Origin of the sequence: Paraglaciecola sp. L1A13, assembly GCF_009796745.1 — a bacterium.
GTDB lineage: Bacteria > Pseudomonadota > Gammaproteobacteria > Enterobacterales > Alteromonadaceae > Paraglaciecola.
Map to the genome: position 1 here is coordinate 4,620,852 of NZ_CP047024.1, position 23,456 is coordinate 4,644,307.

The following is a 23,456-nucleotide window of genomic DNA, read 5'->3' on the forward strand; positions in this document are numbered from 1 at the left end:
TAACGAAAAGATTTGGTAGGCTTGGGCAGACTTGAACTGCCGACCTCACCCTTATCAGGGGTGCGCTCTAACCAGCTGAGCTACAAGCCTATTCTTACGAACGCTTTCGCTTTCGCATTATAGTTGCTTGTTACCCAAGCATTTCTTTTTTGCTCTTCTTTACTAACAACAAAATAATCTGTGTGAACACTCGACCTGATGAGGCCTAACCTAATAGTAAGGAGGTGATCCAACCCCAGGTTCCCCTAGGGTTACCTTGTTACGACTTCACCCCAGTCATGAATCACAAAGTGGTAACCGTCCTCCCGAAGGTTAAACTAGCTACTTCTTTTGCAACCCACTCCCATGGTGTGACGGGCGGTGTGTACAAGGCCCGGGAACGTATTCACCGCAACATTCTGATTTGCGATTACTAGCGATTCCGACTTCATGGAGTCGAGTTGCAGACTCCAATCCGGACTACGACGAGCTTTAAGGGATCCGCTTACTCTCGCAAGTTTGCTTCCCTCTGTACTCGCCATTGTAGCACGTGTGTAGCCCTACTCGTAAGGGCCATGATGACTTGACGTCGTCCCCACCTTCCTCCGGTTTGTCACCGGCAGTCTCCTTAGAGTGCCCAACTTAAGGCTGGCAACTAAGGACAAGGGTTGCGCTCGTTGCGGGACTTAACCCAACATCTCACGACACGAGCTGACGACAGCCATGCAGCACCTGTATCTAGATTCCCGAAGGCACCAATTCATCTCTGAAAAGTTTCTAGTATGTCAAGAGTAGGTAAGGTTCTTCGCGTTGCATCGAATTAAACCACATGCTCCACCGCTTGTGCGGGCCCCCGTCAATTCATTTGAGTTTTAACCTTGCGGCCGTACTCCCCAGGCGGTCTACTTATCGCGTTAGCTTCGCTACTCACGGATTAAATCCACAAACAGCTAGTAGACAGCGTTTACGGTGTGGACTACCAGGGTATCTAATCCTGTTCGCTACCCACACTTTCGCACATGAGCGTCAGTTACTGACCAGGGAGTCGCCTTCGCCACTGATGTTCCTCCAGATATCTACGCATTTCACCGCTACACCTGGAATTCCACTCCCCTCTCCAAAACTCTAGCCTGCCAGTTCTAAATGCAATTCCCAGGTTGAGCCCAGGGCTTTCACATCTAGCTTAACAAACCGCCTGCGTGCGCTTTACGCCCAGTAATTCCGATTAACGCTCGGACCCTCCGTATTACCGCGGCTGCTGGCACGGAGTTAGCCGGTCCTTCTTCTGTTGCTAACGTCACAGCTAACGGGTATTAACCGTTAACCTTTCCTCACAACTGAAAGTGCTTTACAACCCGAAGGCCTTCTTCACACACGCGGCATGGCTGCATCAGGCTTGCGCCCATTGTGCAATATTCCCCACTGCTGCCTCCCGTAGGAGTCTGGACCGTGTCTCAGTTCCAGTGTGGCTGATCTTCCTCTCAGAACAGCTAGAGATCGTCGCCTTGGTGAGCCTTTACCCCACCAACAAGCTAATCTCGCTTAGGCTACTCTTTGCGCGGGAGCCGAAGCCCCCTTTGGTCCGAAGACATTATGCGGTATTAGCTATCGTTTCCAATAGTTATCCCCCACGCAAAGGCATATTCCTAAGTATTACTCACCCGTCCGCCACTCGTCATCTTCTAGCAAGCTAGAAATGTTACCGTTCGACTTGCATGTGTTAGGCCTGCCGCCAGCGTTCAATCTGAGCCATGATCAAACTCTTCAATTAAATATTTATCGAACATGAATTTTTTTTGGTAGACACTCATCAAGTGAGTGCCCACACAGATTATTTTGTTATTAATTGTTAAAGAGCAGTGCTACTTCGTAGCGTGCTTCCGGAGAAGCGGCTTAAGATGCTGTCCGAAGACCCTCTTAAGCGGGAGGCGTATAATACGCTCTCAAGTTTCGATGTCAAGGCTTTAACTTCATTTAATTTCGAATCAATTTTTGACGTAAATCTCAAACCGAATCAGCAAACTAAACTGCCCTGCATCACGCTAACCACTTGACTCCGAAGAGTCCGCAATTACCTGGGTAAACCCAGTGTCGGTGCAGCTGTTTTAGCGGCTGTCCCGAAGCGAGAGGCGCATTATAGAGATCAAAACTGACAGCGCAACCCTTTATTGAATAAAACTATTCGACCGCTCATTTTATACTCAACCTGTCTAAGGTTAGGGCAACTAATCGCTATTTACTCCGTAATATAAAAATGTAAAGTGTTATTAGTTGGCGATTTTGTAATAAATGGTTAACATAGCTAGGCCTTATATTCTTATAAACATACAATCTTTTAGGTAGACACATGAACTCACCCACTATAATAAATATAATCCTTGCCGTTGTCCTTGCTGTTGCGGGCTATTTCCTATTACCAGTAATAGCAGCAAACCTTGAACCTAACCTTGCGTTAGCCATTGGTTTATTACTTGGCGGTATTCTTGTACCCGTTATTAGTACACAATTCTCAGGTACCTCTTCGTCGGTTGAAGTTCAAGCTGATGATGAAAACAGTAAAACACTATATGTTGGCAACTTGCCTTATCGCGCGAATGAACAAGCTGTTCAACAGCACTTCGAACTGCAGGGACAGGTTCACTCTGTTCGATTGATGAAAGATCGTCGTACAGGCAAACGCAAAGGTTACGGCTTTGTGGAAATGACATCAGCTGGAGCTGAAAAGGCAATTGAAAACCTGAATGATTCTGAGTTTCAAGAAAGGACATTGAAGGTACGCATGGCGAAGGACAAAGTTGAGGAATAATTTCCCGCTATATCTAGTCCAAATAAAAAAGCCGATGCATTGCATCGGCTTTTTTTGTGTCTAAAGGTTTGGAACTTTAGCGCTGAAGTTTTGCAATTTATAAAACAGAGACTAAAGCTAATGCTAAGGCGTCTACATTACTTTTGCTGATCCCTGCGATATTCACACGACTCGAATCGACGAAGTAAACGCTATGCTTATTACGCATTTCTTGAACTTGCTCAGGAGTAATGCATAAATAAGAGAACATGCCTTTTTGTTGTTTCACAAAACTGAAGTCTCTTTGCGCGCCCTTTTCCACGAGTTTGTCCACTAATAAACTCCGTAAAGCTTGCATACGTGTACGCATCGCTTCTACTTCTGCAACCCATTCTGTGCGAAGAGATACATCATTCAAGATAATATCAACCAAAGCACCACCATAGGATGGCGGCATTGAGTAAATACCCCGAGCGATAGATTGGATTTGCGTCTGTATTGCTTTACGTGCTTGTGTGTTGGCAGTAACCATGACTGCCAAACCTACTCGCTCTCTATACAAGCCAAAGTTTTTAGAACAAGAAGCGGCAACAATCACTTCGGGTAGGTTATCAACAAGAAGGCGTAGTCCATAAGCATCTTGCTCAAGACCATCTCCAAAACCTTGGTAAGCCACATCAACAAAAGGAATAAATCCTGTTTTTTGCGCTAGCTCCAATACGACTTGCCATTGATCAGGCGTTAAATCGGCACCGGTTGGGTTGTGACAACATCCGTGAAGCAAGACTACATCACCAGATTTAACCTGAGATAAGGTTTCAACCATTCCTTCAAAATTGATACTGGCATCAGCTTTATTAAAATATGGGTAGGTCTGGATTTTAAGCCCAGCATTTCCAATTAACGGAATGTGGTTTGCCCAAGTAGGATCGCTCACCCATACAGTTAGTTCACTGTTACAGCGCTTAATCAATTCAGCCAATATACGCAACGCGCCACATCCGCCAGGTGCCTGAACCGCAGCAACCCGATCTTCCAATAACACTTTACTACCTTTGCCCAATAATAATTGCAGCATGCCGTCAATATAACCGGGCACACCTTGGGGAGTGATATAGGTTTTAGAGTCTTCTTTAGCCAATAATATCTGTTGCGCTTTGGCAACTGAAGATAAAATAGGTGTATGCCCTTGCTCGTCTTTATATACACCGACGCCCAAATCGATTTTCAATGGATTAGGGTCAGCTTTATAGGCAGTCGATAATCCCAAAATAGGATCTGCGGGCAATTGGGGCAATACTTCAAACATGATATTCCTTTGAATTTATGGTGAGATGGCTAAAACGGTGGACATTATGCCATCACCTGATGATTTTTCGAACTTAAAATACTGCTATTTTATATCGAAATCATAGCTATTTTCGGCAACACATTGCGCTTCATTATTAAAAGTTCGTTCTTGCCAGGTTACATGCTGATATTTATCGACTAATAGTAGAGTAGATGAGCGTGTTCCATACTCGGGACTTTTAATGAATATTGATGATAGCTTGCGTTCCCAATCGATTGGAACGCCAGTTTGAGGCAATGTATTATCCGGCGCCTTTGTTTGGTTTTTAAGTAAAGCAAAAAGATGCTCACTCTCTAACTTATGAGGATCTTGGCAGTATTGAGTTAATTGAGCCATACCATGTAATATTTTAGGCCAAGGTGTATTTAAACTTGCGTTAGATAAACCATACACACCGGTTATCAATTTTTCGGATTGTAAGGTGTGATTATTGAACACGTATAGGTTGTTCCAATCTCCAAACAATAAATTGAATCCATTGTAGTTATCAGCTTCATCACTTAAACGACAAAGATAAGATTCGCTATCTGGTGAGCCCTGTAGATAGTGACTCACTAGCTCCCCCCTACTAAGAGCATCTGGATCGATACGCTCTGGATCTCGAATATTGGTTAGCGCTGCAAGCTTTCCTCGGCGATTAATACCCATCCATGTACCACCAGCACGTAAGTCTTTACCTGCTAACAGATATGGATGATCTTCCCAAAATGCCGAAGCTTGGGTAGGACGTTCAAAAAACTCATCACGGTTAGCCGCGACAATCAGCGGGTAGTCAGGATGTTGATTTACCGCAATAAATAAAATGCACATAGCAATTACACTACCAAGTTAATGAGCCTTTTCATCTTTGCGTTTAGCTCTTAAATTTTCGACTTCAATTTGTTTGTCAAGCTCTTCAAATAACGTCCCAGAATTTTCAACAAACGACGCCACATCCGATGCAGGGCGTAATTGATAAACAGGGGGCAACATGGTGCTGTCATATTCAGGATTTGCACTGAAATCGCCATTCCCTAACATGCCAATACTAACGATGGGTACTACAATAGCCAGAGTCATCATTGTGCCAACGATGTTACGACGCCGATTGGTTTGGTGAAAGGCTATAAACAGTGACAACCACACGAAACCAAACAGAATAAGTGTATATACAGTTAGCTCTAACCATAGAAACAATACGGGCGCGTTAAAATTAAACGATAATAATTTTTCTAGTAAATATAGGCCATAAACAATGAATAGCGTGAGCCATAGTATAGAAAACTGACTGACTACCCGACTCTCTTTATTAAAAACTTTCCCCATCACTGCAAACGCAACAGGCCAAGCACTGAGTATTGCCATTTGCCCCATCTCTTTGGGTAACATATCGAAAATGCTATAATCTGTGATACTGTTTAGATAGCCTGAGACCATCGAGAGTACTAAGTACCCCAACGTCAACAGTATGGCTATTCCGCTATTCGACAACCAACTCAAACTCTCTTCTAATTGGCTAAGAGGCAATGCTGGAGAAACTGGCTGATTGGTGTTAACCACTTTTAAACGGGTTCTTCCAATCTTCAGAATATCGTCGCCTTCTAGCTTACCGCTAGCTAAACATCGCTTGTTCACAAATGTACCGTTGATGCTTTGGCAGTCTTCAAAATAAATTGAATTTTCGACGCTATCTTGACGTATACGAATGTGCTCCGCACTAATATAAGGATCCTCTAAACGTAAGTCACAATGATGATCACGGCCAACCACAATCTCAGGTTTATTGAATTTGAAATACTTCAGAGTTTGGTCTTTACGCGACAGTAATTCGAGCACTATTGCCATGCTATAGCTCCCATAAACTGCTTGGTAAATCGCATAGCTGAGTCCTGACTAACACCCGCTAATGTAAAATGACTAATTAATCCTTGAGAATCATGATTCAACGTTGCCCCTATATATAGAGCATCATATAAATGTGGAAACTCTTTATAGGCACGCAAACAAAAGGTACTTTTGGTTTTGACCTGATGATGGTTAGTCACTATGTCTTGCTTACACTGATAATTATTGACATCATTTTTACTCGCTTGATTTCCTGCTCCAGCACCAGCGACACTGTCGCTAAAAAATTCATAAAAACGATGTGACCCTAACTTTTCGCTTTCAAGCCATTCAAACTCAATTTCAACGCCACCTGTACGCAGACCGCCATGAAGAAAAATTTCTTCGTCTAAGCGACATCTCTTTTCAACTGACAAGTACAGAGCTTCTTGGTCGGCACTATTTGAGTCCCCCCAACAAGCCAGTAACTCTTCGTCTAGGGTGGGGATTATCGCTCCACCTAAGTTGCTTGATTTCCACACGCCCAGTTCAAGACGATTAAAAAGTTGCCGTTGATTCTCCATCAACTGAGTAGCGATAACCTGCTTGTATTCTTTAGGTGATAATGTTGTCAAGTCGCTATTTTCAATCAGCGAGTACACTTTAGTTAGCGGTACTAAAAAGCCAATTTGATTCCCAGCGGTTGCCACATTTACCCCCACGACTTGACCATCAGGATTAACTACAGGTCCCCCACTCATGCCGGGATTAATTGAACCCGTAAAGTGAATGCGCTGATAAAAACTATTCTTCTTAATACCATTAAACGTCCCAGGAACAACGATCATGCCTAAATCATGGGGGTTACCTAATGAATAAATACTGCTGCCTTGCTCTGGTAAAGACTCTGATAGCGCAAAAAAGTCCGTGCTTATTTTATCAGTTTGAACTTGTACAAGCGCTAAATCATTAACCACATCAATATTTACCACAGATAAATCACCCACAGACCCATCTGCTGCGAGATATTCGATCCGGTACTTTTCAGGAAAATAAACATATTCAGAAACAACATGATAATTGGTTACCAATACGCCCGAATCATTAATTTGAAAACCAGATCCAATGGACGATTTGTTGCCAGAGCCTAATTCAATAATACGAATTTGGTAGAGTGCGGTTTGATAATGACTGAAAAGATTTTGTGCAGTTTGCTGACCAAATCCTAAAGCACTGTACAAGGACAGAGCAAATAACAAATATCTCAAAATTATATTTTCCTTTTTATCTTATTCGGGCAACCGCTGTAATACGCACTGAGGAAGAGTTCTCGACAATTTGGGTGACATAGCGGATCATCAAGCCTAGTGTAAAGTGGACCAGCAAAGAAAGAAATGGCTAGCAGATTAAATACTCTTACTGTGAGTGATGAATTACCTCCAATTGCTAATGCTTTTAGTTATTTCTTAAAGAACTGCATTTTACAGCCTATAAGCTAGCAATTTGGCGATGAATTCAGCGAATTTAAAAAGCTGATTATCGCCGTCGCTTTGCGCCTAGAGTGAAATCAACCTTCGCCCTCAAACCAATTTATTTATTCGCAAGATCCGTTAAATATTGGGTAGCAGATCAATTAAACGCCATAATGCCCATCGTTTGGCAGATCAAATGTTCGCTAAAATTCGAGAAGTCGATAAAATGACCATGTGCTTAGACCCAGCTTAAACTTGTTGTCGACAGGTAATGAGAACGCAGATTGATTTACCTATTGCGAATAAAACAGCTCTTTCGAGATTTTATGGGAAAAAACCAATTGAGTTCTTTTCTGTATTAGAAATTGAAAGGTATCGAGCATGAATTAACCTGCATTTAACAGTATTTCAGCACTGAGCATGCTAAATTTCCTGATAAAGTAGCGACCACCATAACGCCCCCAGCGGAGATCAAGATTGAAAAACAAAGGTTTCACCACCCGTTTAGTACACGCAGATAGAGTTATTAACAAACCGCAAAATGGCGCTGTGCATCAAGCAACAAATAATTCCGTATTATTTGCCTTCGACAACGCACAAGACCTTGTTGATGTATTTCAAGGCAAGGCCGCAGGTCATGTCTATTCTCGTTCATCATCGGCTTCCAGTGTATCGTTGCAAAATATCCTATGTGAATTAGAAGAAGGGATTGGCGCAGTCACTTTTTCAACTGGTATGGCAGCAATCAGCGCAACATTTTTAAGCTTATTACGTGCTGGTGACCATATCATTATGAGCCAGTTTCTATTCGGTAATACCAGTAGTTTAGCCAGTACGTTACAAGGGCTAGGCATTCAAATTAGTTATGTAGACGTCACCGATGTGCAAAATGTTGCCAAGGCGATGACACCAGAAACCAAGCTGGTTTATGCAGAAACTATTGCTAACCCGGCGACGCAGGTGGCGGATTTAAGTGCGATAGGTCAGTTATGCGAAGAGAATAAAATGCTGTTTATCGTAGATAACACTATGACACCAGCCAATATTTTTTCACCAAAAAGTGTTAAAGCTTCACTTACTATAGCGTCCTTAACGAAGTACGTTTCTGGCCACGGTAATGTATTAGGTGGTGTAGTGATTGATACCGGCTTGTTCGATTGGCGTGTATTTGACAATATACTGCCAATTTACCGTTCCACTGATACCCAGCAATGGGGTCTAACCCAAATTAAAAAGCGCGGTTTACGCGATATGGGTGCCACATTGTCACCTGAAGCAGCTCACAGCATTTCAATTGGCTTAGAAACACTAGCCTTACGCGTCGAGCGAATTTGTCAAAATGCCTTACGTCTAGCAAGTTATCTCCATGGTCATGAGCATGTTCGGCATGTTTATTATCCTGGATTAGCAAATCATCCTCAGCATTATATCGCCCGTGAATTATTTGCAGGTTACGGCGGTATTGTAAGCATCGATTTAGTGGAGCATATCGATCCTCTCGCGTTCTTAAACGAACTTAATCTCGTGCTTTGTGCAACACACTTAGGTGATACACGAACGTTAGGATTACCCGTAGCACAGACAATTTATTTTGAAAATACTGCGGCACAAAGGGCTGAGATGGGCATTAATGACAATATGCTACGTTTTTCTGTCGGTATTGAGGATGTCGACGATATCGTGGCTGACTTTGAACAAGCCTTCGCCGCATTATAATGATGCGGCTTGTCTAATTTAGCAAATTGACGAGAAACGACGCTCGTCCATTTGTTAATTTATGCTGAAACTGGTCGTAATCTTTACTGTCCCTTCAAGCATTAACATGACCGAGCAATATTTTTCGGCTGAAAGCTGCACTGCACGCTGAATATGCTTCTCGTTTAAAGTTTCTCCGCTGAGTACATAATGCGCATGGATCTGCGTAAACACCCGTGGTGCTTCGTCGGCACGCTGGGCATCAAGTTGGCATTCACAAGCCGTTATGGCTTGTCGTGATTTTTTAAGAATTTCTACCACATCAATTGAAGAGCACGCCCCAACAGCCAACAAAACCGCTTCCATAGGAGTTGCTTGACTGCCATTACCGTCCATTTCAATACGCTTACCGGTGTCTGTTTCACCTATAAACTTCATATCAGTTTGCCAGCTAACTGTCGCTTTCATTCATTCCACTCCGCACCAAATAATATTTTAAACGTCTTGTTTAATTAAGGTTATCTTGCTTTTATCTAGCAAAATACGTTTTTGCTTATATAAAGCACCGAGTGTTCTTTTATAAACATTTTTGCTGACATTGAAACGCTTGGATATTTCTTGAGCTGAACTTTTGTCCGTTAGTGTAGATATGCCCCCATGGGCTTCTAAATCGTCGATAATTTGCTCAGCTAAATCTTTGCGGGCGTTGTCATCATGAAACTGAAAACACAAGTCGATTTTGTTGTCTTCACGCACTCGCTTAATGAATCCGGTGGTCTTCTCACCTATACGCAAGGGTTTGAATACTTCATCTTTAAAAAGCAGTCCTAAATGGGTGCCATTTATGACTGCTTTATAACCCATATCACTGAGCCCACAAATAAGTAACTCAACTTCTTGCTTAGGCACAAAGTTCTCGCCTTCTTCAAACAGAAAATCTCGTAGTCGAGTCGAGGCTGCGACTTTTCCGGTTTCATCATCGAAATAGATAAAAACAACGTAAGACACGCCTTCCGCCATTGGAAAATCTTGCTCACTATAGGGTACGAGCAAATCTTTATCGATGCCCCATTCAACAAAGGCTCCGACATTATTAACGCTTACGACTTTCAAAAATGCACACTCATCCACTTCTGCTAGAGGTATTTGAGTCGTTGCCGCTAATCTGCCATCACTGTCGTGATACACAAATACTCGACACGTGTCGCCAATCTTGCAGGCTTCATCGGCAAATTTAGTGGGTAAAAGCACCTCTTTGTCGTCTCCGCCATCGAGGTAAAACCCGAAAGGAACCTGCTTAATTACATTTAATGAGTTGAACTTACCTATTTGCAGCATAAAACCTGTCTGTATTGAGGAATAAAAGCGAACCTTATTGTACCTGATAACATAGATGTAGACGGTAAAAATTCAAATTTGCTAACAAAGAAGCTTAATTCGACGTCAAAATTCGTGGCATAATCCGCAACCAGTCGACCTTCTTCTAATGCTATTTTTTTGAGTCCTTACTATGAGCATCGTATTTTTAAATGGGGATTACCTACCCCAAGAACAAGCAAAAATTTCTCCTATGGACCGTGGTTTTTTATTTGGTGATGGAATTTACGAAGTTATCCCAACTTATCTAGGCAAAACGGTTGGTTTCACAGCTCATATAGAACGAATGCAGGGCGGCCTAGCTTCTATCGGTATTGAACTTGACTACAGCCATGACGATTGGCAGGCGATTATCGACAACTTATTAAATAAAAATGATGCAGGTAACCGTGGGATCTATCTACACGTTAGTCGGGGCACCGATAGCAAAAGAGCACATGCTTATCCAACCGGCGTCACCCCGACCGTATTTGCTTTCTCCTTCGAAATTCCACCGGCGCCAACGCCTGACAAATCGAAAGTTAAGCCATTTAATGTAACCAGCAGCGAAGATCTGCGCTGGAAGCGTTGCAACATCAAATCAACGTCACTCCTTGGCAATGTAATGCATTATCAGCAAAGCCAAGATTTAGGTATGCAAGAAACTATTCTGTTTAATCAGCAGCAGCAACTGACTGAAGCGAGTTCGTGTAACGTATTTTTGGTGAAAGACAATGTAATTGCTACGCCTGCATTAGATAACCAGCTTTTACCCGGCGTAACGCGAAAAATATTATTAGCAATTCTGCGCGAGTACAGCTCATACGCAATTGAAGAACGCGTTATCAGCATGGAAGAAGTGAAAAACGCCGATGAACTCTGGCTGACCAGTTCCAGTAAAGAGGTTGCTCCGATCATCACCTTAGATGGGGTGCCAGTTGGTAATGGAACAGTCGGCGATGTCTGGCAACAAGCCCAGGCACTATTTAGTCAATACAAATACCAATATTAGACACAGACAATGTCACGACCCATTTCGATTACTATTGATCTCGACGCTATTCGTCAGAACTTCGATTACGCCCACGCTATAGGGAATAAATCTGCTGGTAATAACAGCCAGACGATGGCTGTTATTAAAGCAGATGCATATGGACACGGTGCGGTTGCGACTGCCCGGGCGTTAGCAAATAAAACCACCTTACTAGCAGTATCGAGTATTGAAGAAGCGGTTCTTTTGCGTCAAAACCATATTCGCAGCCCCATCCTTCTGCTCGAAGGCTGCTTCTGTAAGAGTGAATTGAGCGTAGTAGACGATTTAGGATTACAAATTGTGATCCATAACCAAGAACAAATTAACGATTTACTTGCTGCAGAGTTGTCTAAACCAATCAGTGTGTGGTTAAAGTTAGACTCAGGCATGCACCGATTAGGTGTACCTTTGATAGACAGCTTAAACATCTACCAAAGACTATCAAACAGTCAAAATGTATCTTCTATTGTCTTAATGACACATTTTGCGACCTCTGATATACCCGACCATCCGTTAGTTAGTCAGCAACTTGACAGCTTTAAAACAGCAGCCAACGCAATATCGCAAAGCAACGCTCCGATACCCAACAGTTTGGCAAACTCTGCTGCATTGATGGCTATACCGGAAAGTCACGGTACCTGGAATCGCCCCGGCATCATGCTCTATGGTATCAGTCCTTTTGATCAACAAAACACATTGGCATTGCCACTTATCCCTGCAATGCAATTTTGCTCAAAGGTCATAGCGATAAGAAAAGTGAATACTGGAGATCCCGTGGGCTACGGTGCGTCTTGGATTGCAAAAAAAACCAGCATTATCGCTACCGTTGCCGCTGGTTATGGAGATGGCTACCCACGCACTGCGAAGTCGGGTACCCCTGTTTTGATCAACGGCAGAATTGCTCCGTTAGCGGGCCGCGTGTCCATGGATATGCTATGCGTAGATGTCACCCACCTAGGCGATGTGAACGTTGGGGCCGAAGTCGAATTGTGGGGGAAACAATTATTAGTTAATGAGGTTGCCCAATGGTCAGATACGTTAGGTTATGAGTTAGTAACCCGCATGCCAACGCGCGCCAAACGAATTTTCATTAACCAATAAGGTAATTTTTAGCGTTCAGCTATTACCACTGCTCTTAGCGGAGCAGGATAACCTTCAATCGTTTTGGTATGATCGTGGGGATCAAGAAAGTCAACCAACGACTGGCTGTCCATCCATTGCGTTGCTCGCTGTTCATCAAGTGTAGTACTGGCTACATCGACTACCCGAACGTTTTTGAAACCCAGTCGTCGCATCCACAGACATAACGCATCAGTACTAGGTAGAAACCAAACGTTGCGCATTTGCGCATAGCGCTCACCGGCCATTAATACTGTATTTTCATCCCCTGCAACCACCAAGGTTTCAAGCACAAGTTCACCTCCAGGGCGTAACTGATTCTTAAGTTGCTGTAAAAAATCTAATGGGCTCTTACGATGATAAAATACCCCCATAGAAAATACCGTATCAAACGCGTTTTTCTCAGGTAGTTGCTCTACGCCAACCGGTAATAAATGAATACGGGGGTCTGGGTTAAAATGTTTCATTGCTTGAAATTGCATTAAAAATAACTGTGAAGGATCCGCCCCCACTACCATTTTCGCGTTTTCGCCCAACATACGCCACATGTGGTATCCACTGCCACACCCTACATCAAGCACATATCGATTTTCTAAGGATTGTATATGAGGCTGCACCCGCTGCCATTTCCAATCAGATCGCCACTCGGTATCAACATGTATACCATGCACGTAAAATGGACCTTTACGCCACGGCATGAACTGTTTGAGTAAACCAACAATTTGTTTTTGGGTGTAGTCATTTATATCTTCAGCAAGCCCAAATTCCACTTTATCTTTTAGCTGGACCTCACTAGGGGCAGTTTGCGGCAACTTGCTAAGTAACTTCACCCACTTATTGAAATCACCGTGTAACTGCTCTTTATGCCAAATCGATATTTGTCTGGGCAACAATTCAAGCCAAGGACTCAAGGGCGAATCGGCGATTTCTTTATAAAACTGATTAAACCAGGTTACTGACATGAAATAGGCCCTACTGAATAGAGTGATGAAAAGACTAGTTTTTAATCGCGACTAAAGAAGCAAAATTAAAACACTGAAACCACAAGATAACGTCATCAAAGCCGGCATTGGTTAAACGCGTTTTATGTGCTTCAAACGTTTCAGCACGTAACACGTTCTCTAGCGACTCGCGTTTTTGGCTTATCTCAAGTTCGCTATAGCCATTACGCCGCTTAAACTCATGGTGTAAATCGACTAGTAGCTCGTTGCCTTGCTCCGAATCATGGCGAAGTTTTTCTGACAGAATGAAAATGCCACCGGGCGCCAGACCGTTATATATAGACTTAATGATTTTGTCGCGCTTTGCTGGCTCAATAAATTGAAGTGTAAAATTCATCACCACACTTGATGCGCGCTGAATGTGCACGTTTTGTAAGTCATCACAAATCACCTCTATGGGTGTATTAGCTTTGTATGCCTGAACATGCCGTTTACAGCGTTGGACCATTGCTTCAGAATTGTCTACCGCAATAATATTACAGGATTTAGCCTCCACATAACGCGCAGCAGCAAGGCTCACCGCCCCTAAAGAACAGCCTAAATCGTAGATATTGGAATGCTCAGTAGCATAGCGCCCCGCTAGCTGACCAATAGCATCAACAATGGTGCTATACCCAGGAACTGAGCGCTGAATCATATCCGGAAAAACTTCTGCTACTGAATCATCAAAGCGAAATCCACTGACCTGCTGAGGCTGTGAATAAATGGCGTCTTTGCCTGTTTGCATGTCATTAATAACTTCTAGGAAAAAAATTGGCTCAATTCTACCCGCCTGACATCGACCAAGCAATTGCGTTGACCGATTCAACTGCCTTAACCACTGAATAACCTGTCATAAGTCATGGGATAAGCGAATTGAGTGGCGTATTAGTTACATCGAACTAAAGCCTTCTGGTAGTATGTGTTACATAAATCGGAGGGAGAACAATTATCCCTTCATTATTTACGACTAAAGTATTAATCTTATATCTTAATATTGAATCTTTTATTGAAGGCATATAAATGGCAAAATTTTTAATCGCAGATGATCATCCGCTTTTTCGTGAAGCTTTAGTGGGTGCGTTAAGTCCGCTATTCGAAGAAGTTGAGATTTTGCAATCCGATTCCCTCGACTCCACGCTAAATATGCTTCAAGAGAATAATGATATTGATTTAATTTTACTCGACCTGCATATGCCAGGTTGTGAAAATTTTTATGGTCTTATTCGTGTTACACAGGATTTCCCGCAAATACCTGTTGCGGTGGTATCGGCGAGTGATTCGATTGAAGTAGTTTCTAATGTTATGAGCTTTGGTGCGAAAGGGTTTATCGCTAAGTCCACTCCCACTTTACTTATTGCTGACGCGCTAAAAACCATTATGAATGGCGAAACGTGGTTAACGGATGAACTAAGAGCTCAAATTGCTGACATAGACGATGAGGGAGTGAATTTAGCACAAAGGATTGCTGAACTAACACCAAAGCAATTCCAAGTGTTGAAATTGATTCATGATGGCTTATTAAATAAACAGATAGCCCATGAACTAAATGTCACCGAAGCAACCATTAAAGCCCATATAAGTGCTGTTTTTAGAAAATTAGAAGTAAATACCCGAACTCAAGCGGTGTTGTTACTAAAGAAATTAAATTTAGAAGATTGATTTAACCAATCCGTTAGGTACATTGATTGTCAATGTACCTAACGTGTCTCTTATTCGCTCATACTGCCTTCAGAAAAATTGAGTGGTAAGCCATTTAATAATTTCTGATTAAAAGAATGGAAACGCTGGATAGCAGAGATTAAATCAGGAGTATGTACATCCCCCATTTGATTTATCAATCCGTTGATTAAATCATCGTATTGCTCCCCACTTTCAAGCTTTTGTCTAGACTCCTCAAATACATCAAGCATCTTATCCAAATAATGAGCGACAGGTTTTACTGTTTTATTTGGGTCACCTCTAGGATCGTCTTCGCTAAAATGTGAGACCGACTCATAGGCCTGAATAGATTGTGTTTGCTCCTGCCTTGTTAATTGCAATGCAAAACCGGTCAATTCTTTCTCGTCATAACCTAATTTAAGCGCTTGATTAAACGCTGACTCAATATCACCATGAAAAAATTCGTCTGCCAAATCACTAGCATCAGAGACTAACGAGCCAATAGCTTTTAATTCATCTTCGTCCAAATTACCCTCAACAGTAAACGACAGAGCGCTGCTGTTAAAATGCTCATAGCGTGTAACAGACGATACCTTTGTGCTCGCAACACTTTCACCTTGAATGACATTATCCGGCGATAATGTTGACTCTGTAGATTCAACATCACTTGAAACACTCTCTTCGCTAGCGCTATTTACTGATGACGTTTGAGGAGCACTTGTAGCACCCACTGTTGGTGGCTCAACAGGTTGTTTAAAAACCTGCTGATTATCTTTTTCAATCAGTGATTTTTGATTTAATTCAAAACCTTTTAAGTCTTCGAAGCGAATATTGACTTCATCACCGTCTAAAGTACGAATGCTTAATTCACCTGTATCACGGCGCTGATAGCTCACTTGGTTCTCCAAGGCAACTTTTGAAGCTGCGGAATTGCTTACTTCCTCAGCGTTACCAAATATCGATTCGCGTAATTTCTGCAACCCTGTATCAATCAATTCTTGGCTACGACTAATACCCTCGCTAATATCGTCATTCATGACGCCAGCAAGGTCTTTTTTAGCCATGCCAATACCTTTAAGTACACCTGAGCTAGCTTGATTAAACAGTGATTCTAGTGCTTTATCGTCTGCGCCCTTACCTTGTGCATTTTTGATCGCCCCGCCAACAAAATTCAATACGTTACGGGCAACCTCTTCAAAGTTGAACAAACTTTCATTGTCGCTTTCTTGCTCAGCTTCCTGGGGTACTCGCAACTCTGGTTTAATGAGTCCCAATGACACACTGTGATTCAATGCATTGGTCAAGACCTGTGCACCGAAAAGACTTTTAGATGCTGATGCACCACTTAGAGACGCTTTATCATCATTTAATGCGCTCGCTTGTTCTAGCCCGCTATCACGCAGCCGATTTTGCAGGCTGTTAGCTTCGCCTAAATGTGCTGGCTTTTCACGCATGAAAGCCTTTATCTCGTTAATATTCATTTCAGCTACCTCACTTTCCTCTATTAGGGTATCGGCCGCATAGTGTCGAAATTTAGTACAATTCTTTAGAAGTAAAAACTAATATTGCACAAGCGCTGAAAACACTTACAATCCCGCGCTCGATAAATTGATCAACTGGAGAATTGCCTTGCGCCCAACTGAAATTAATCCTGCGGACTATGACCAACAACTCGCTGATAAGATCAGTCGTATTAAGCAAGCTTTTCAGTCGTTTACAATGCCTGATTTGGAAACATTCTGCTCAGACCCTTTACATTATAGGATGCGTGCAGAATTTAGAATGTGGCACGACGGCGATAACCTCGATCATGTTATGTTTGATCAAGCAACTAAACAAAAATATCCAGTTAATCAATTTCCTCCTGCAAGTGAAATCATAAATGCAGTAATGGCGAAACTGGTTGAGTTGCTAAAACACAATCAAATGTTGCGTAGAAAATTATTTCAAATTGATTATTTAAGTACTTTAACCGATGAAATTCTTGTGACCTTGGTTTATCACAAGCCGCTAGATGAGCAATGGGAGTCTGAGGCTCAAAACCTTTGCACCTTGTTAAGAACTGAATTTAAAATCGATATCATCGGCCGCTCTAAGAAGCAGAAAATCCTACTCGACAAAGATTATATATTAGAAGAATTGCCAGTAAATAATAGACTCTACAAATTCAAGCAAATTGAAAACAGTTTCACTCAGCCCAACGCTAGCGTAAATAGTAAAATGCTCGAATGGGCATTAAATGTGACTCAAAATTGTAAAGGTGATTTACTAGAGCTCTATTGTGGGGCTGGTAATTTTAGCTTGCCATTAGCCCAGAATTTCAACCAAGTTCTAGCGACTGAAATTTCTAAGTCATCCGTCGCTGCGGCGCAATGCAATATTAGCTTAAATGAGATCGATAATGTCACGATACTGCGCATGTCGAGTGAAGAATTTGTGCAGGCATTGAACAATGAGCGAACCTTCCGCCGATTAGAAGGCGTCAATTTACACGATTACGACTGCCAGACAGTATTAGTGGACCCGCCTCGCTCTGGTCTTGATGACGACACGCTTCGTATGGTCCAAGGCTATGCCAATATCGTCTATATATCATGCAACCCTGACACACTAAAAGACAACCTTGCCGTTTTGCAAGAAACCCATGACATAGTACGCTTCGCGTTATTCGATCAGTTTCCTTATACACATCATGTTGAATCAGGGGTCTATCTGCAAAAGCGTTAAATACCTGCGGCTTCTTTAGCTCCATTTGCGATAAAACGTAATTGTAATTTCACGCGCTGAGCTAACACGGCCTGTTGTTCAGGCCCTGAGTCTAAAACCTCAGCTCCGGCACTGAAAACTAGCTTCACCATCGCCTCGGCTTGTAGATTGGCAAATTGGTGAGGCAGCCCAGTTGTTGCCATGGTGTAATCGGTTAGCTCCACAATGAAATGCTGTATCTCTCTTAGTACTGCCGCCCGAAAGGCCAACGATGTACCTGTATGTTCACGAAGTAATAGTCTGAATACATTGCTGTGAGCACAAATAAATTCCATGAAAGTATCTACCGAGGTATTGATAACCCCACCACCAGAAGCTATACGCAACCGAGCTTGGCGCATCAGTTGGCGAAGATTTAAACCCGCCTCATCAACTAAGGTCAAACCAAGTTCGTCAATATCTTTAAAGTGACGATAGAATGATGTGGGCGCGATACCAGCAGCGCGCGCGACTTCTCGCAAACTAATACTGGACAAACTTCGCTGTTCATCAAGCAAACTAAAAGCAGCCTCTATAATTGCTCGTCTCGTCTTAAGTTTTTGTTCTTGACGACTCAAAGGGCGCTCCAAAATGAAATACAGAATTCCTATATATTATCTGCATTTAGTGTAAATCTACACCAAGAAATGCCGTTACCTCACAGAAATAGCTTGCTATATGTACATTTGCTAGATAGATTAGCGTACAAGTGTAAGCTCAATAAAGATCCCTTATTTGAAATGAAAAAACCCCGTTTAATTATCACCAATTTATTAGTCTTTGTGATTACTGGCTTAGTCGCCTTGATTCTCGTACCTTATGTAGCGCTAACTCAGGGATTCGACAGTGCAGAGATCATCGCCTGTATTATTCTCATTTATTTCTCTGGTATGTCGATTACAGCTGGTTACCATCGGCTATGGGCACATAAAGCCTTTGAGGCAAATGCATTTGTCAGAGTAGTGCTAGCCATAGGCGGCGCGATGGCACTGCAAAATAGCATTCTACATTGGGTATCTGATCATCGTATCCATCATCGTCATGTAGATGACAATGACAGAGACCCTTACTCAGCAAAACGTGGTTTTTGGTATTCTCATATGGGTTGGATGTTACGTGAATATCAAGTACACCGTTATTCGGACTATAGTAACTGTAAAGATTTGCAAAAAGACAAAGTGGTCGTTTGGCAGCACAAATATTATTTACCTATTATGTTAGTCTCTAATTTTGGTATTCCAATGTTACTTGGACTGCTCAATGGCGATGTTTTAGGAATGTTGTTACTCGCTGGGTTCTTCCGTTTAGTGGTTGTTCATCACGTCACATTCTTCATTAATTCACTGGCACACATTTGGGGTCGTCAACCATATACAGACAAAAATAGTGCGCGCGATAACGATATATTAGCTTTCTTCACTTTTGGAGAGGGTTATCATAACTACCATCATATTTTTGAATATGACTATCGGAACGGAATAAAATGGTGGCAATTTGACCCAACAAAATGGCTTATCCGCGGATTGTCTTTCATCGGTTGGACCAAAAATTTACGTCGCTGTCCTGAAGAGCGTATCGAAAAAGCAAAAATAGCAATGCAGCTGCAACGCGCTCAGAAACGCTTATCTGTACTGCCTAATGCTGATGAAATTTTGCATAGCTTGCAACAAGAATACGACTTAATCTTGCAGAAGATGGCAGAGATGTATGCTACCAAAAAACGTTTGATGGAGATCCGTAAATACAAAATAAAACGGAATTATGAAAAGCTTGAACTGGATTTTAAATACCGCGAGTTGAAGTACAACTTAGAGCTGCACAAACAAAAATGGCTGCAGTTATATCAAGTCAAATATCAATTAGCATAAAAAAGCTCCTTCGGGAGTTTTTTTGTTTCTCAATTCTCAAAGCAACTTCCTCAAATATGCACAGTACTGCAGTGAATGAGAAATATCATAAAAGAAATGGATTTTGAACGGGCAGAATAAAGGTAGGACTATTCGTTCAATACATTGGCTAAGCTTTTATATTGAACGATTTTAAAGCGCTGTGTTATTCAGCTACGTTAAGTACAAGTAGTTCAGAAGCATCTAACGCATCTTTATGAGCAATTATATTTATGCGCATATCTTTTTCAAAGAATTGCATAGTTGCCATAGCATTACTGTCTTGAACTTGTGATTTTTCAGCTATATTTAACTGCATTTGACGAAATTGTACATTTTGCTGAATTTTATTTGCCATGCATGAACCATCGATGGCGAACGTGCTTGATTCCATACAATCAAACAATCTATTGTTTTGTGTGTTGGCAAAGGTAGCGGCAGAGGACAATGTGCCCAAGAATACAATAATAAAAGATGATTTTAATTTTAACATAATGATTTCCTTGATAAATCGCTCAACAGAACGTCAAGCATCACAATCCTATTTGGAAACAGACTAAAGATGCTAAACCACAGGATTGTTACAATAATATGACAAATCAGGTACTTTTGGTAGATCTTTTTGAATAACGACTTTCAGCAAGCTAGAAATTGCCGCGTATGCAAGGCTCATTTACCTTTTGAGCCAAGGCCGATTATTCAAGGGAATAATAATTCTAAGATACTAATTGTCGGTCAAGCTCCTGGTATAAAAGCCCATCAAACTGAAAAGCCTTGGAACGATCCGTCGGGAGAACGATTACGTGCATGGCTAGGTTTACGCGATGATCAATTTTATGATGCAGATAACATTGCCATTTTGCCTATGGGGTTTTGCTATCCTGGTAGAGCAAAGAGTGGTGATATGCCCCCTCGTAAAGAATGCGTACCGTTATGGCACAAAAGGCTCATAGGAAATATGTCAATTAAGTATATTTTCTTGATAGGTCAGTACGCACAGACATATTACCTGAAGGATAAGCTAAGTCTGACAAAGCGCGTTGAAAATTGGCAGGACTATCAGCCAAACTATTTTGTTTTGCCACACCCTTCTCCACGAAACAACATTTGGTTAAAGAGAAATCCTTGGTTTGAAGAGAACGTTGTGCCAAAAATACAAAGCGTAGTAGCGCCGCTAGTTACACCTTAACTTCAGGTTATTCGCTATTTTTTTAGATTGCTGCTCATAAATATCAGTAAATCTTCAAAAGGCATAGGTTTCGCATACATAAAGCCCTGTGCTTCATCACAGCCTAACTTGAGTAAAAAATTAGCTTGCTCAGGTTTTTCAATTCCTTCCGCAATTGTGCGTAGCCCCAATTTTGCGCCTAGCGTTACAATAGTCTCAGCGATAAAGGCCGACTTATTAGGACTTATTTCGTTGACGAATGCTCGGTCAACTTTCAGACGATCTAGCGGCAACTGTTGTAGATAACTCATAGATGAAAAGCCAGTTCCAAAATCATCCAGGGCAACTTTTACGCCAAATTCCTTAAGCTCTTGCAGTGCTTCTACCACAATATGAGGTTCGTCCATTACAATGCTTTCCGTAATTTCGAGCTCTATACTCTCTGGGGCTAAGTTATTATCGTTAATGGCACTTTTCACCAATTCTATAAACGCTGAATCGCGAAATTGCGGCATTGAAATGTTGACAGCCATTCGCAAATTATTAAAACCTTCATCAGTCAACAAGCGCAGTTTTTCGCAAGCTTCCTGCATCACCCAAGCCCCAATCTCTATGATTAGTCCAGAATATTCAGCTAAAGGCACGAATACAACAGGTGAAACATACCCTCCATCTGAAGACGGCCAACGCAAAAGAGCCTCCATGCCAATTATATTTTGAGTAACAAGGTCAATTTGAGGCTGATACCACAACTGTAATTTTCGTTGATTAAAATCACTGCGCAGTTGACGGATCATCTCCAATCGCCAGGTTGTCTGTTCTTCCATTTCAGGGGCATAGTATTCGAAGTTAGTTTTAAGGCTCTTTTTGGCGCGGTTTAACGCGATATTGGCATGTTTAAGTATATTAATACCTGTCTGTGCCTTGCCGTTAAAACGATAAAAACCAAATGCTGCACTTAAGGGCAGCATTTGGTCACCAGCTTCAAATGCGTGATTAAAAAGCGCTTGAAGGGTCGCAGAATTAACCTCTCGCTCTGTTCCAACAACGGCAAATACATCTGAACCTATGCGTCCTAAGGCAGCCGCATTAGGAAATGAGCTTTCAATACGCTGTGCTAATGCAAGTAAGGTATCGTTGCCGGTATCCTGCCCCAAACCATCGTTAATATCCGCAAAGTGATTAATATCAATCAACGCCACAACGTCATTAGCGTGCTTTTTGTCAGTACTGATATTATCCAGCTGATTGATAAACTCCACCCTATTGGGCAATTTAGTCAGCCAATCTTTAAAGGCCGCAGAATGTAACTGGTGAAATAAATTAACATTTTCGTAGCCGACTGAAATACTTGATAAAAAAACCTCAATAAGTTGTTTATAAGCATCTGAAATTTGTTGGCCTATTTTCAAATAAACGGCAGCATCGTAATCAGTGCTCTTGAGGTATAAAACCGTATAGTTATTTTCATAAATATGCTGTTTTTGTTGCAAGCATTCGTTTACCACTTGTACAATTTTTACATCATGTAAATGTTCAATTTTTTTATTAATGTAACTGGCGAATTCTCCCGCCGCCCCGAGTACGTAGACCGCATCATCATCTTTATTTAATACCGAACCTGCGCGCGCACAAACGACCCCGGATGAGTCAAGCCCGATAAGCGAACTGATTTGAGTCACAACACCTTCGCAGAAGCGATTGATGGAGTGTTCTTCCAATAGATTAGCTGAGGCACGAATAATCTTTTCAAGACCTATTCGGCTTTGATTTATGGTCAATATTTGCTGGTAGGAACGTAGTGAGGCAATGATAGTAGTGACTAATTTGCTACGCGTTAGCTCTGTTTTAGTTTTATAATCATTGATGTCATATTCTTTAATTACACTCTCTTCAGGTGCGTAACCGGGCTGCCCTGTACGAAGAATAATGCGTGGCTCTGTCAGGTTCATTTCGTTACGCATAATACGCGCTACTTGCAAACCAGCATCATCAGTATCCATCACTACATCGAGCAAAATTATCGCTAACTCAGAACCCAACGTTTGTATGATTTCTAACGCTTCAGCTTTAGAATACGCATGATAAAAAGTTAAATTCCGGTTATTTAGAACGAGATCAGACAAAGCTAGGCGAGTGACCGAATGGATTTCTTCGTCATCATCGACGACTAAAACATTCCAACTTCCTGCATATTCAGTATTGTCTGCTGTATTTTCTTCAGAAAGAAAAATTAGCTCATCATTTTCATATTCCATCGGACACATTTAATTTACGATTCTCTTGAGTTTATCTGCTTAGTGCAGCAGTATTTCTTAAGCTTAGCTAATTCCTGAATAAATCAAAATGATTTTGCCAATCTATTACCTGATGCAATGCTACTAGGGATAAGCATACTATGGTAAATAATATTTACTAAATA

Annotated in this window: 20 protein-coding genes, 1 tRNA gene and 1 rRNA gene; 8 read left to right on the top strand and 14 right to left on the bottom strand. The window is 41.8% G+C overall.

The genetic code is table 11. The features are described 5' to 3' along the window. Positions 1-13: 13 nt before the first annotated feature. Positions 14-90 (bottom strand) — tRNA-Ile (locus GQR89_RS19625). A 127-nt stretch (positions 91-217) separates the two neighbouring features. Beyond that, positions 218-1,750: ribosomal RNA gene (locus tag GQR89_RS19630) — 16S ribosomal RNA — on the bottom strand. A gap of 576 nt (positions 1,751-2,326) precedes the next feature. Between GQR89_RS19630 and GQR89_RS19635 the strand changes: the two genes are divergently transcribed. Next, complete coding sequence (locus tag GQR89_RS19635; protein WP_158771781.1) at positions 2,327-2,785, top strand: RNA-binding protein; 459 nt, start codon at positions 2,327-2,329, stop codon at positions 2,783-2,785. A 97-nt stretch (positions 2,786-2,882) separates the two neighbouring features. Here the strand turns inward: GQR89_RS19635 and GQR89_RS19640 are convergent, their stop codons facing one another. The 4 genes from GQR89_RS19640 to GQR89_RS19655 all read right to left on the bottom strand — a co-directional run bounded on the left by GQR89_RS19640 (position 2,883) and on the right by GQR89_RS19655 (position 7,186). Then, positions 2,883-4,073, bottom strand: a complete 1,191-nt coding sequence (locus tag GQR89_RS19640) for an amino acid aminotransferase (protein WP_158771782.1) — start codon at positions 4,071-4,073, stop codon at positions 2,883-2,885. Between the two features lie 84 nt (positions 4,074-4,157). Continuing rightward, entirely contained in the window at positions 4,158-4,925 is a 768-nt protein-coding gene (locus GQR89_RS19645; RefSeq protein ID WP_158771783.1) for an NRDE family protein, read from the bottom strand. A gap of 18 nt (positions 4,926-4,943) precedes the next feature. Next, on the bottom strand, positions 4,944-5,939 hold the full coding sequence (locus GQR89_RS19650; protein WP_158771784.1) for an FHA domain-containing protein: 996 nt from the start codon (positions 5,937-5,939) through the stop codon (positions 4,944-4,946). Next, a complete protein-coding gene (locus GQR89_RS19655) occupies positions 5,930-7,186 on the bottom strand; it encodes a serine protease (protein ID WP_158771785.1) in 1,257 nt (418 codons plus the stop codon). The genes GQR89_RS19650 and GQR89_RS19655 overlap by 10 nt, the downstream gene beginning before the upstream one ends. A gap of 681 nt (positions 7,187-7,867) precedes the next feature. Between GQR89_RS19655 and GQR89_RS19660 the strand changes: the two genes are divergently transcribed. After that, on the top strand, positions 7,868-9,106 hold the full coding sequence (locus GQR89_RS19660; protein ID WP_158771786.1) for a cystathionine gamma-synthase family protein: 1,239 nt from the start codon (positions 7,868-7,870) through the stop codon (positions 9,104-9,106). 54 nt (positions 9,107-9,160) lie between these two features. Here GQR89_RS19660 and GQR89_RS19665 read toward each other — a convergent pair whose 3' ends face one another. Beyond that, positions 9,161-9,553, bottom strand: a complete 393-nt coding sequence (locus GQR89_RS19665) for an OsmC family protein (protein WP_158771787.1) — start codon at positions 9,551-9,553, stop codon at positions 9,161-9,163. A 27-nt stretch (positions 9,554-9,580) separates the two neighbouring features. Then, on the bottom strand, positions 9,581-10,423 hold the full coding sequence (locus GQR89_RS19670; protein ID WP_158771788.1) for a S1 RNA-binding domain-containing protein: 843 nt from the start codon (positions 10,421-10,423) through the stop codon (positions 9,581-9,583). Positions 10,424-10,595: 172 nt separating this feature from the next. Here GQR89_RS19670 and GQR89_RS19675 point away from each other — a divergent pair, with 172 nt between their 5' ends. Together GQR89_RS19675 and alr are read left to right on the top strand one after the other, a co-directional pair. Further along, positions 10,596-11,453, top strand: coding sequence for an aminotransferase class IV (locus GQR89_RS19675; protein ID WP_158771789.1), 858 nt, complete (start codon positions 10,596-10,598; stop codon positions 11,451-11,453). Positions 11,454-11,462: 9 nt separating this feature from the next. Further along, complete coding sequence (gene alr / locus GQR89_RS19680) at positions 11,463-12,575, top strand: alanine racemase (RefSeq protein WP_158771790.1); 1,113 nt, start codon at positions 11,463-11,465, stop codon at positions 12,573-12,575. Between the two features lie 8 nt (positions 12,576-12,583). Here alr and cmoB read toward each other — a convergent pair whose 3' ends face one another. After that, entirely contained in the window at positions 12,584-13,555 is a 972-nt protein-coding gene (gene cmoB / locus GQR89_RS19685) for a tRNA 5-methoxyuridine(34)/uridine 5-oxyacetic acid(34) synthase CmoB (RefSeq protein ID WP_158771791.1), read from the bottom strand. Between the two features lie 34 nt (positions 13,556-13,589). Continuing rightward, a complete protein-coding gene (gene cmoA / locus GQR89_RS19690; RefSeq protein ID WP_158772335.1) occupies positions 13,590-14,321 on the bottom strand; it encodes a carboxy-S-adenosyl-L-methionine synthase CmoA in 732 nt (243 codons plus the stop codon). 275 nt (positions 14,322-14,596) lie between these two features. Between cmoA and GQR89_RS19695 the strand changes: the two genes are divergently transcribed. Then, a complete protein-coding gene (locus GQR89_RS19695) occupies positions 14,597-15,235 on the top strand; it encodes a response regulator transcription factor (protein ID WP_158771792.1) in 639 nt (212 codons plus the stop codon). A 50-nt stretch (positions 15,236-15,285) separates the two neighbouring features. Here GQR89_RS19695 and GQR89_RS19700 read toward each other — a convergent pair whose 3' ends face one another. Beyond that, positions 15,286-16,716, bottom strand: coding sequence for a DUF5610 domain-containing protein (locus GQR89_RS19700; RefSeq protein WP_158771793.1), 1,431 nt, complete (start codon positions 16,714-16,716; stop codon positions 15,286-15,288). Between the two features lie 148 nt (positions 16,717-16,864). Here GQR89_RS19700 and trmA point away from each other — a divergent pair, with 148 nt between their 5' ends. After that, on the top strand, positions 16,865-17,962 hold the full coding sequence (trmA, locus tag GQR89_RS19705; RefSeq protein WP_158771794.1) for a tRNA (uridine(54)-C5)-methyltransferase TrmA: 1,098 nt from the start codon (positions 16,865-16,867) through the stop codon (positions 17,960-17,962). Here the strand turns inward: trmA and fabR are convergent. Further along, positions 17,959-18,558: an HTH-type transcriptional repressor FabR gene (gene fabR, locus GQR89_RS19710; RefSeq protein WP_158771795.1), complete on the bottom strand. Its 600-nt coding sequence runs from the start codon at positions 18,556-18,558 to the stop codon at positions 17,959-17,961. The two genes, trmA and fabR, sit on opposite strands and share 4 nt — an antisense overlap. A gap of 162 nt (positions 18,559-18,720) precedes the next feature. Between fabR and GQR89_RS19715 the strand changes: the two genes are divergently transcribed. Then, on the top strand, positions 18,721-19,848 hold the full coding sequence (locus GQR89_RS19715; protein ID WP_158771796.1) for a fatty acid desaturase: 1,128 nt from the start codon (positions 18,721-18,723) through the stop codon (positions 19,846-19,848). Positions 19,849-20,032: 184 nt separating this feature from the next. On the opposite strand, the gene GQR89_RS19720 is transcribed toward GQR89_RS19715, so the two are convergent. Further along, positions 20,033-20,359: a hypothetical protein gene (locus GQR89_RS19720; protein ID WP_158771797.1), complete on the bottom strand. Its 327-nt coding sequence runs from the start codon at positions 20,357-20,359 to the stop codon at positions 20,033-20,035. 129 nt (positions 20,360-20,488) lie between these two features. Between GQR89_RS19720 and GQR89_RS19725 the strand changes: the two genes are divergently transcribed. Continuing rightward, positions 20,489-21,055 (top strand): uracil-DNA glycosylase family protein, encoded by a 567-nt coding sequence (locus tag GQR89_RS19725; protein ID WP_158771798.1) that lies wholly within the window; start codon positions 20,489-20,491, stop codon positions 21,053-21,055. A 14-nt stretch (positions 21,056-21,069) separates the two neighbouring features. Here the strand turns inward: GQR89_RS19725 and GQR89_RS19730 are convergent, their stop codons facing one another. Beyond that, complete coding sequence (locus tag GQR89_RS19730) at positions 21,070-23,301, bottom strand: EAL domain-containing protein (RefSeq protein ID WP_199271344.1); 2,232 nt, start codon at positions 23,299-23,301, stop codon at positions 21,070-21,072. Between the last annotated feature and the right edge of the window lie 155 nt (positions 23,302-23,456).

Coding starts and splice junctions, on each gene's coding strand:
- GQR89_RS19635 (WP_158771781.1), top strand. CDS start 2,327: ATGAACTCACCCACTATAATAAATATAATCCTTGCCGTTGTCCTTGCT.
- GQR89_RS19640 (WP_158771782.1), bottom strand. CDS start 4,073: ATGTTTGAAGTATTGCCCCAATTGCCCGCAGATCCTATTTTGGGATTA.
- GQR89_RS19645 (WP_158771783.1), bottom strand. CDS start 4,925: ATGTGCATTTTATTTATTGCGGTAAATCAACATCCTGACTACCCGCTG.
- GQR89_RS19650 (WP_158771784.1), bottom strand. CDS start 5,939: ATGGCAATAGTGCTCGAATTACTGTCGCGTAAAGACCAAACTCTGAAG.
- GQR89_RS19665 (WP_158771787.1), bottom strand. CDS start 9,553: ATGAAAGCGACAGTTAGCTGGCAAACTGATATGAAGTTTATAGGTGAA.
- GQR89_RS19670 (WP_158771788.1), bottom strand. CDS start 10,423: ATGCTGCAAATAGGTAAGTTCAACTCATTAAATGTAATTAAGCAGGTT.
- GQR89_RS19675 (WP_158771789.1), top strand. CDS start 10,596: ATGAGCATCGTATTTTTAAATGGGGATTACCTACCCCAAGAACAAGCA.
- alr (WP_158771790.1), top strand. CDS start 11,463: ATGTCACGACCCATTTCGATTACTATTGATCTCGACGCTATTCGTCAG.
- cmoB (WP_158771791.1), bottom strand. CDS start 13,555: ATGTCAGTAACCTGGTTTAATCAGTTTTATAAAGAAATCGCCGATTCG.
- cmoA (WP_158772335.1), bottom strand. CDS start 14,321: ATGCAAACAGGCAAAGACGCCATTTATTCACAGCCTCAGCAGGTCAGT.
- GQR89_RS19695 (WP_158771792.1), top strand. CDS start 14,597: ATGGCAAAATTTTTAATCGCAGATGATCATCCGCTTTTTCGTGAAGCT.
- GQR89_RS19700 (WP_158771793.1), bottom strand. CDS start 16,716: ATGAATATTAACGAGATAAAGGCTTTCATGCGTGAAAAGCCAGCACAT.
- GQR89_RS19715 (WP_158771796.1), top strand. CDS start 18,721: ATGAAAAAACCCCGTTTAATTATCACCAATTTATTAGTCTTTGTGATT.
- GQR89_RS19720 (WP_158771797.1), bottom strand. CDS start 20,359: ATGTTAAAATTAAAATCATCTTTTATTATTGTATTCTTGGGCACATTG.
- GQR89_RS19730 (WP_199271344.1), bottom strand. CDS start 23,301: ATGTGTCCGATGGAATATGAAAATGATGAGCTAATTTTTCTTTCTGAA.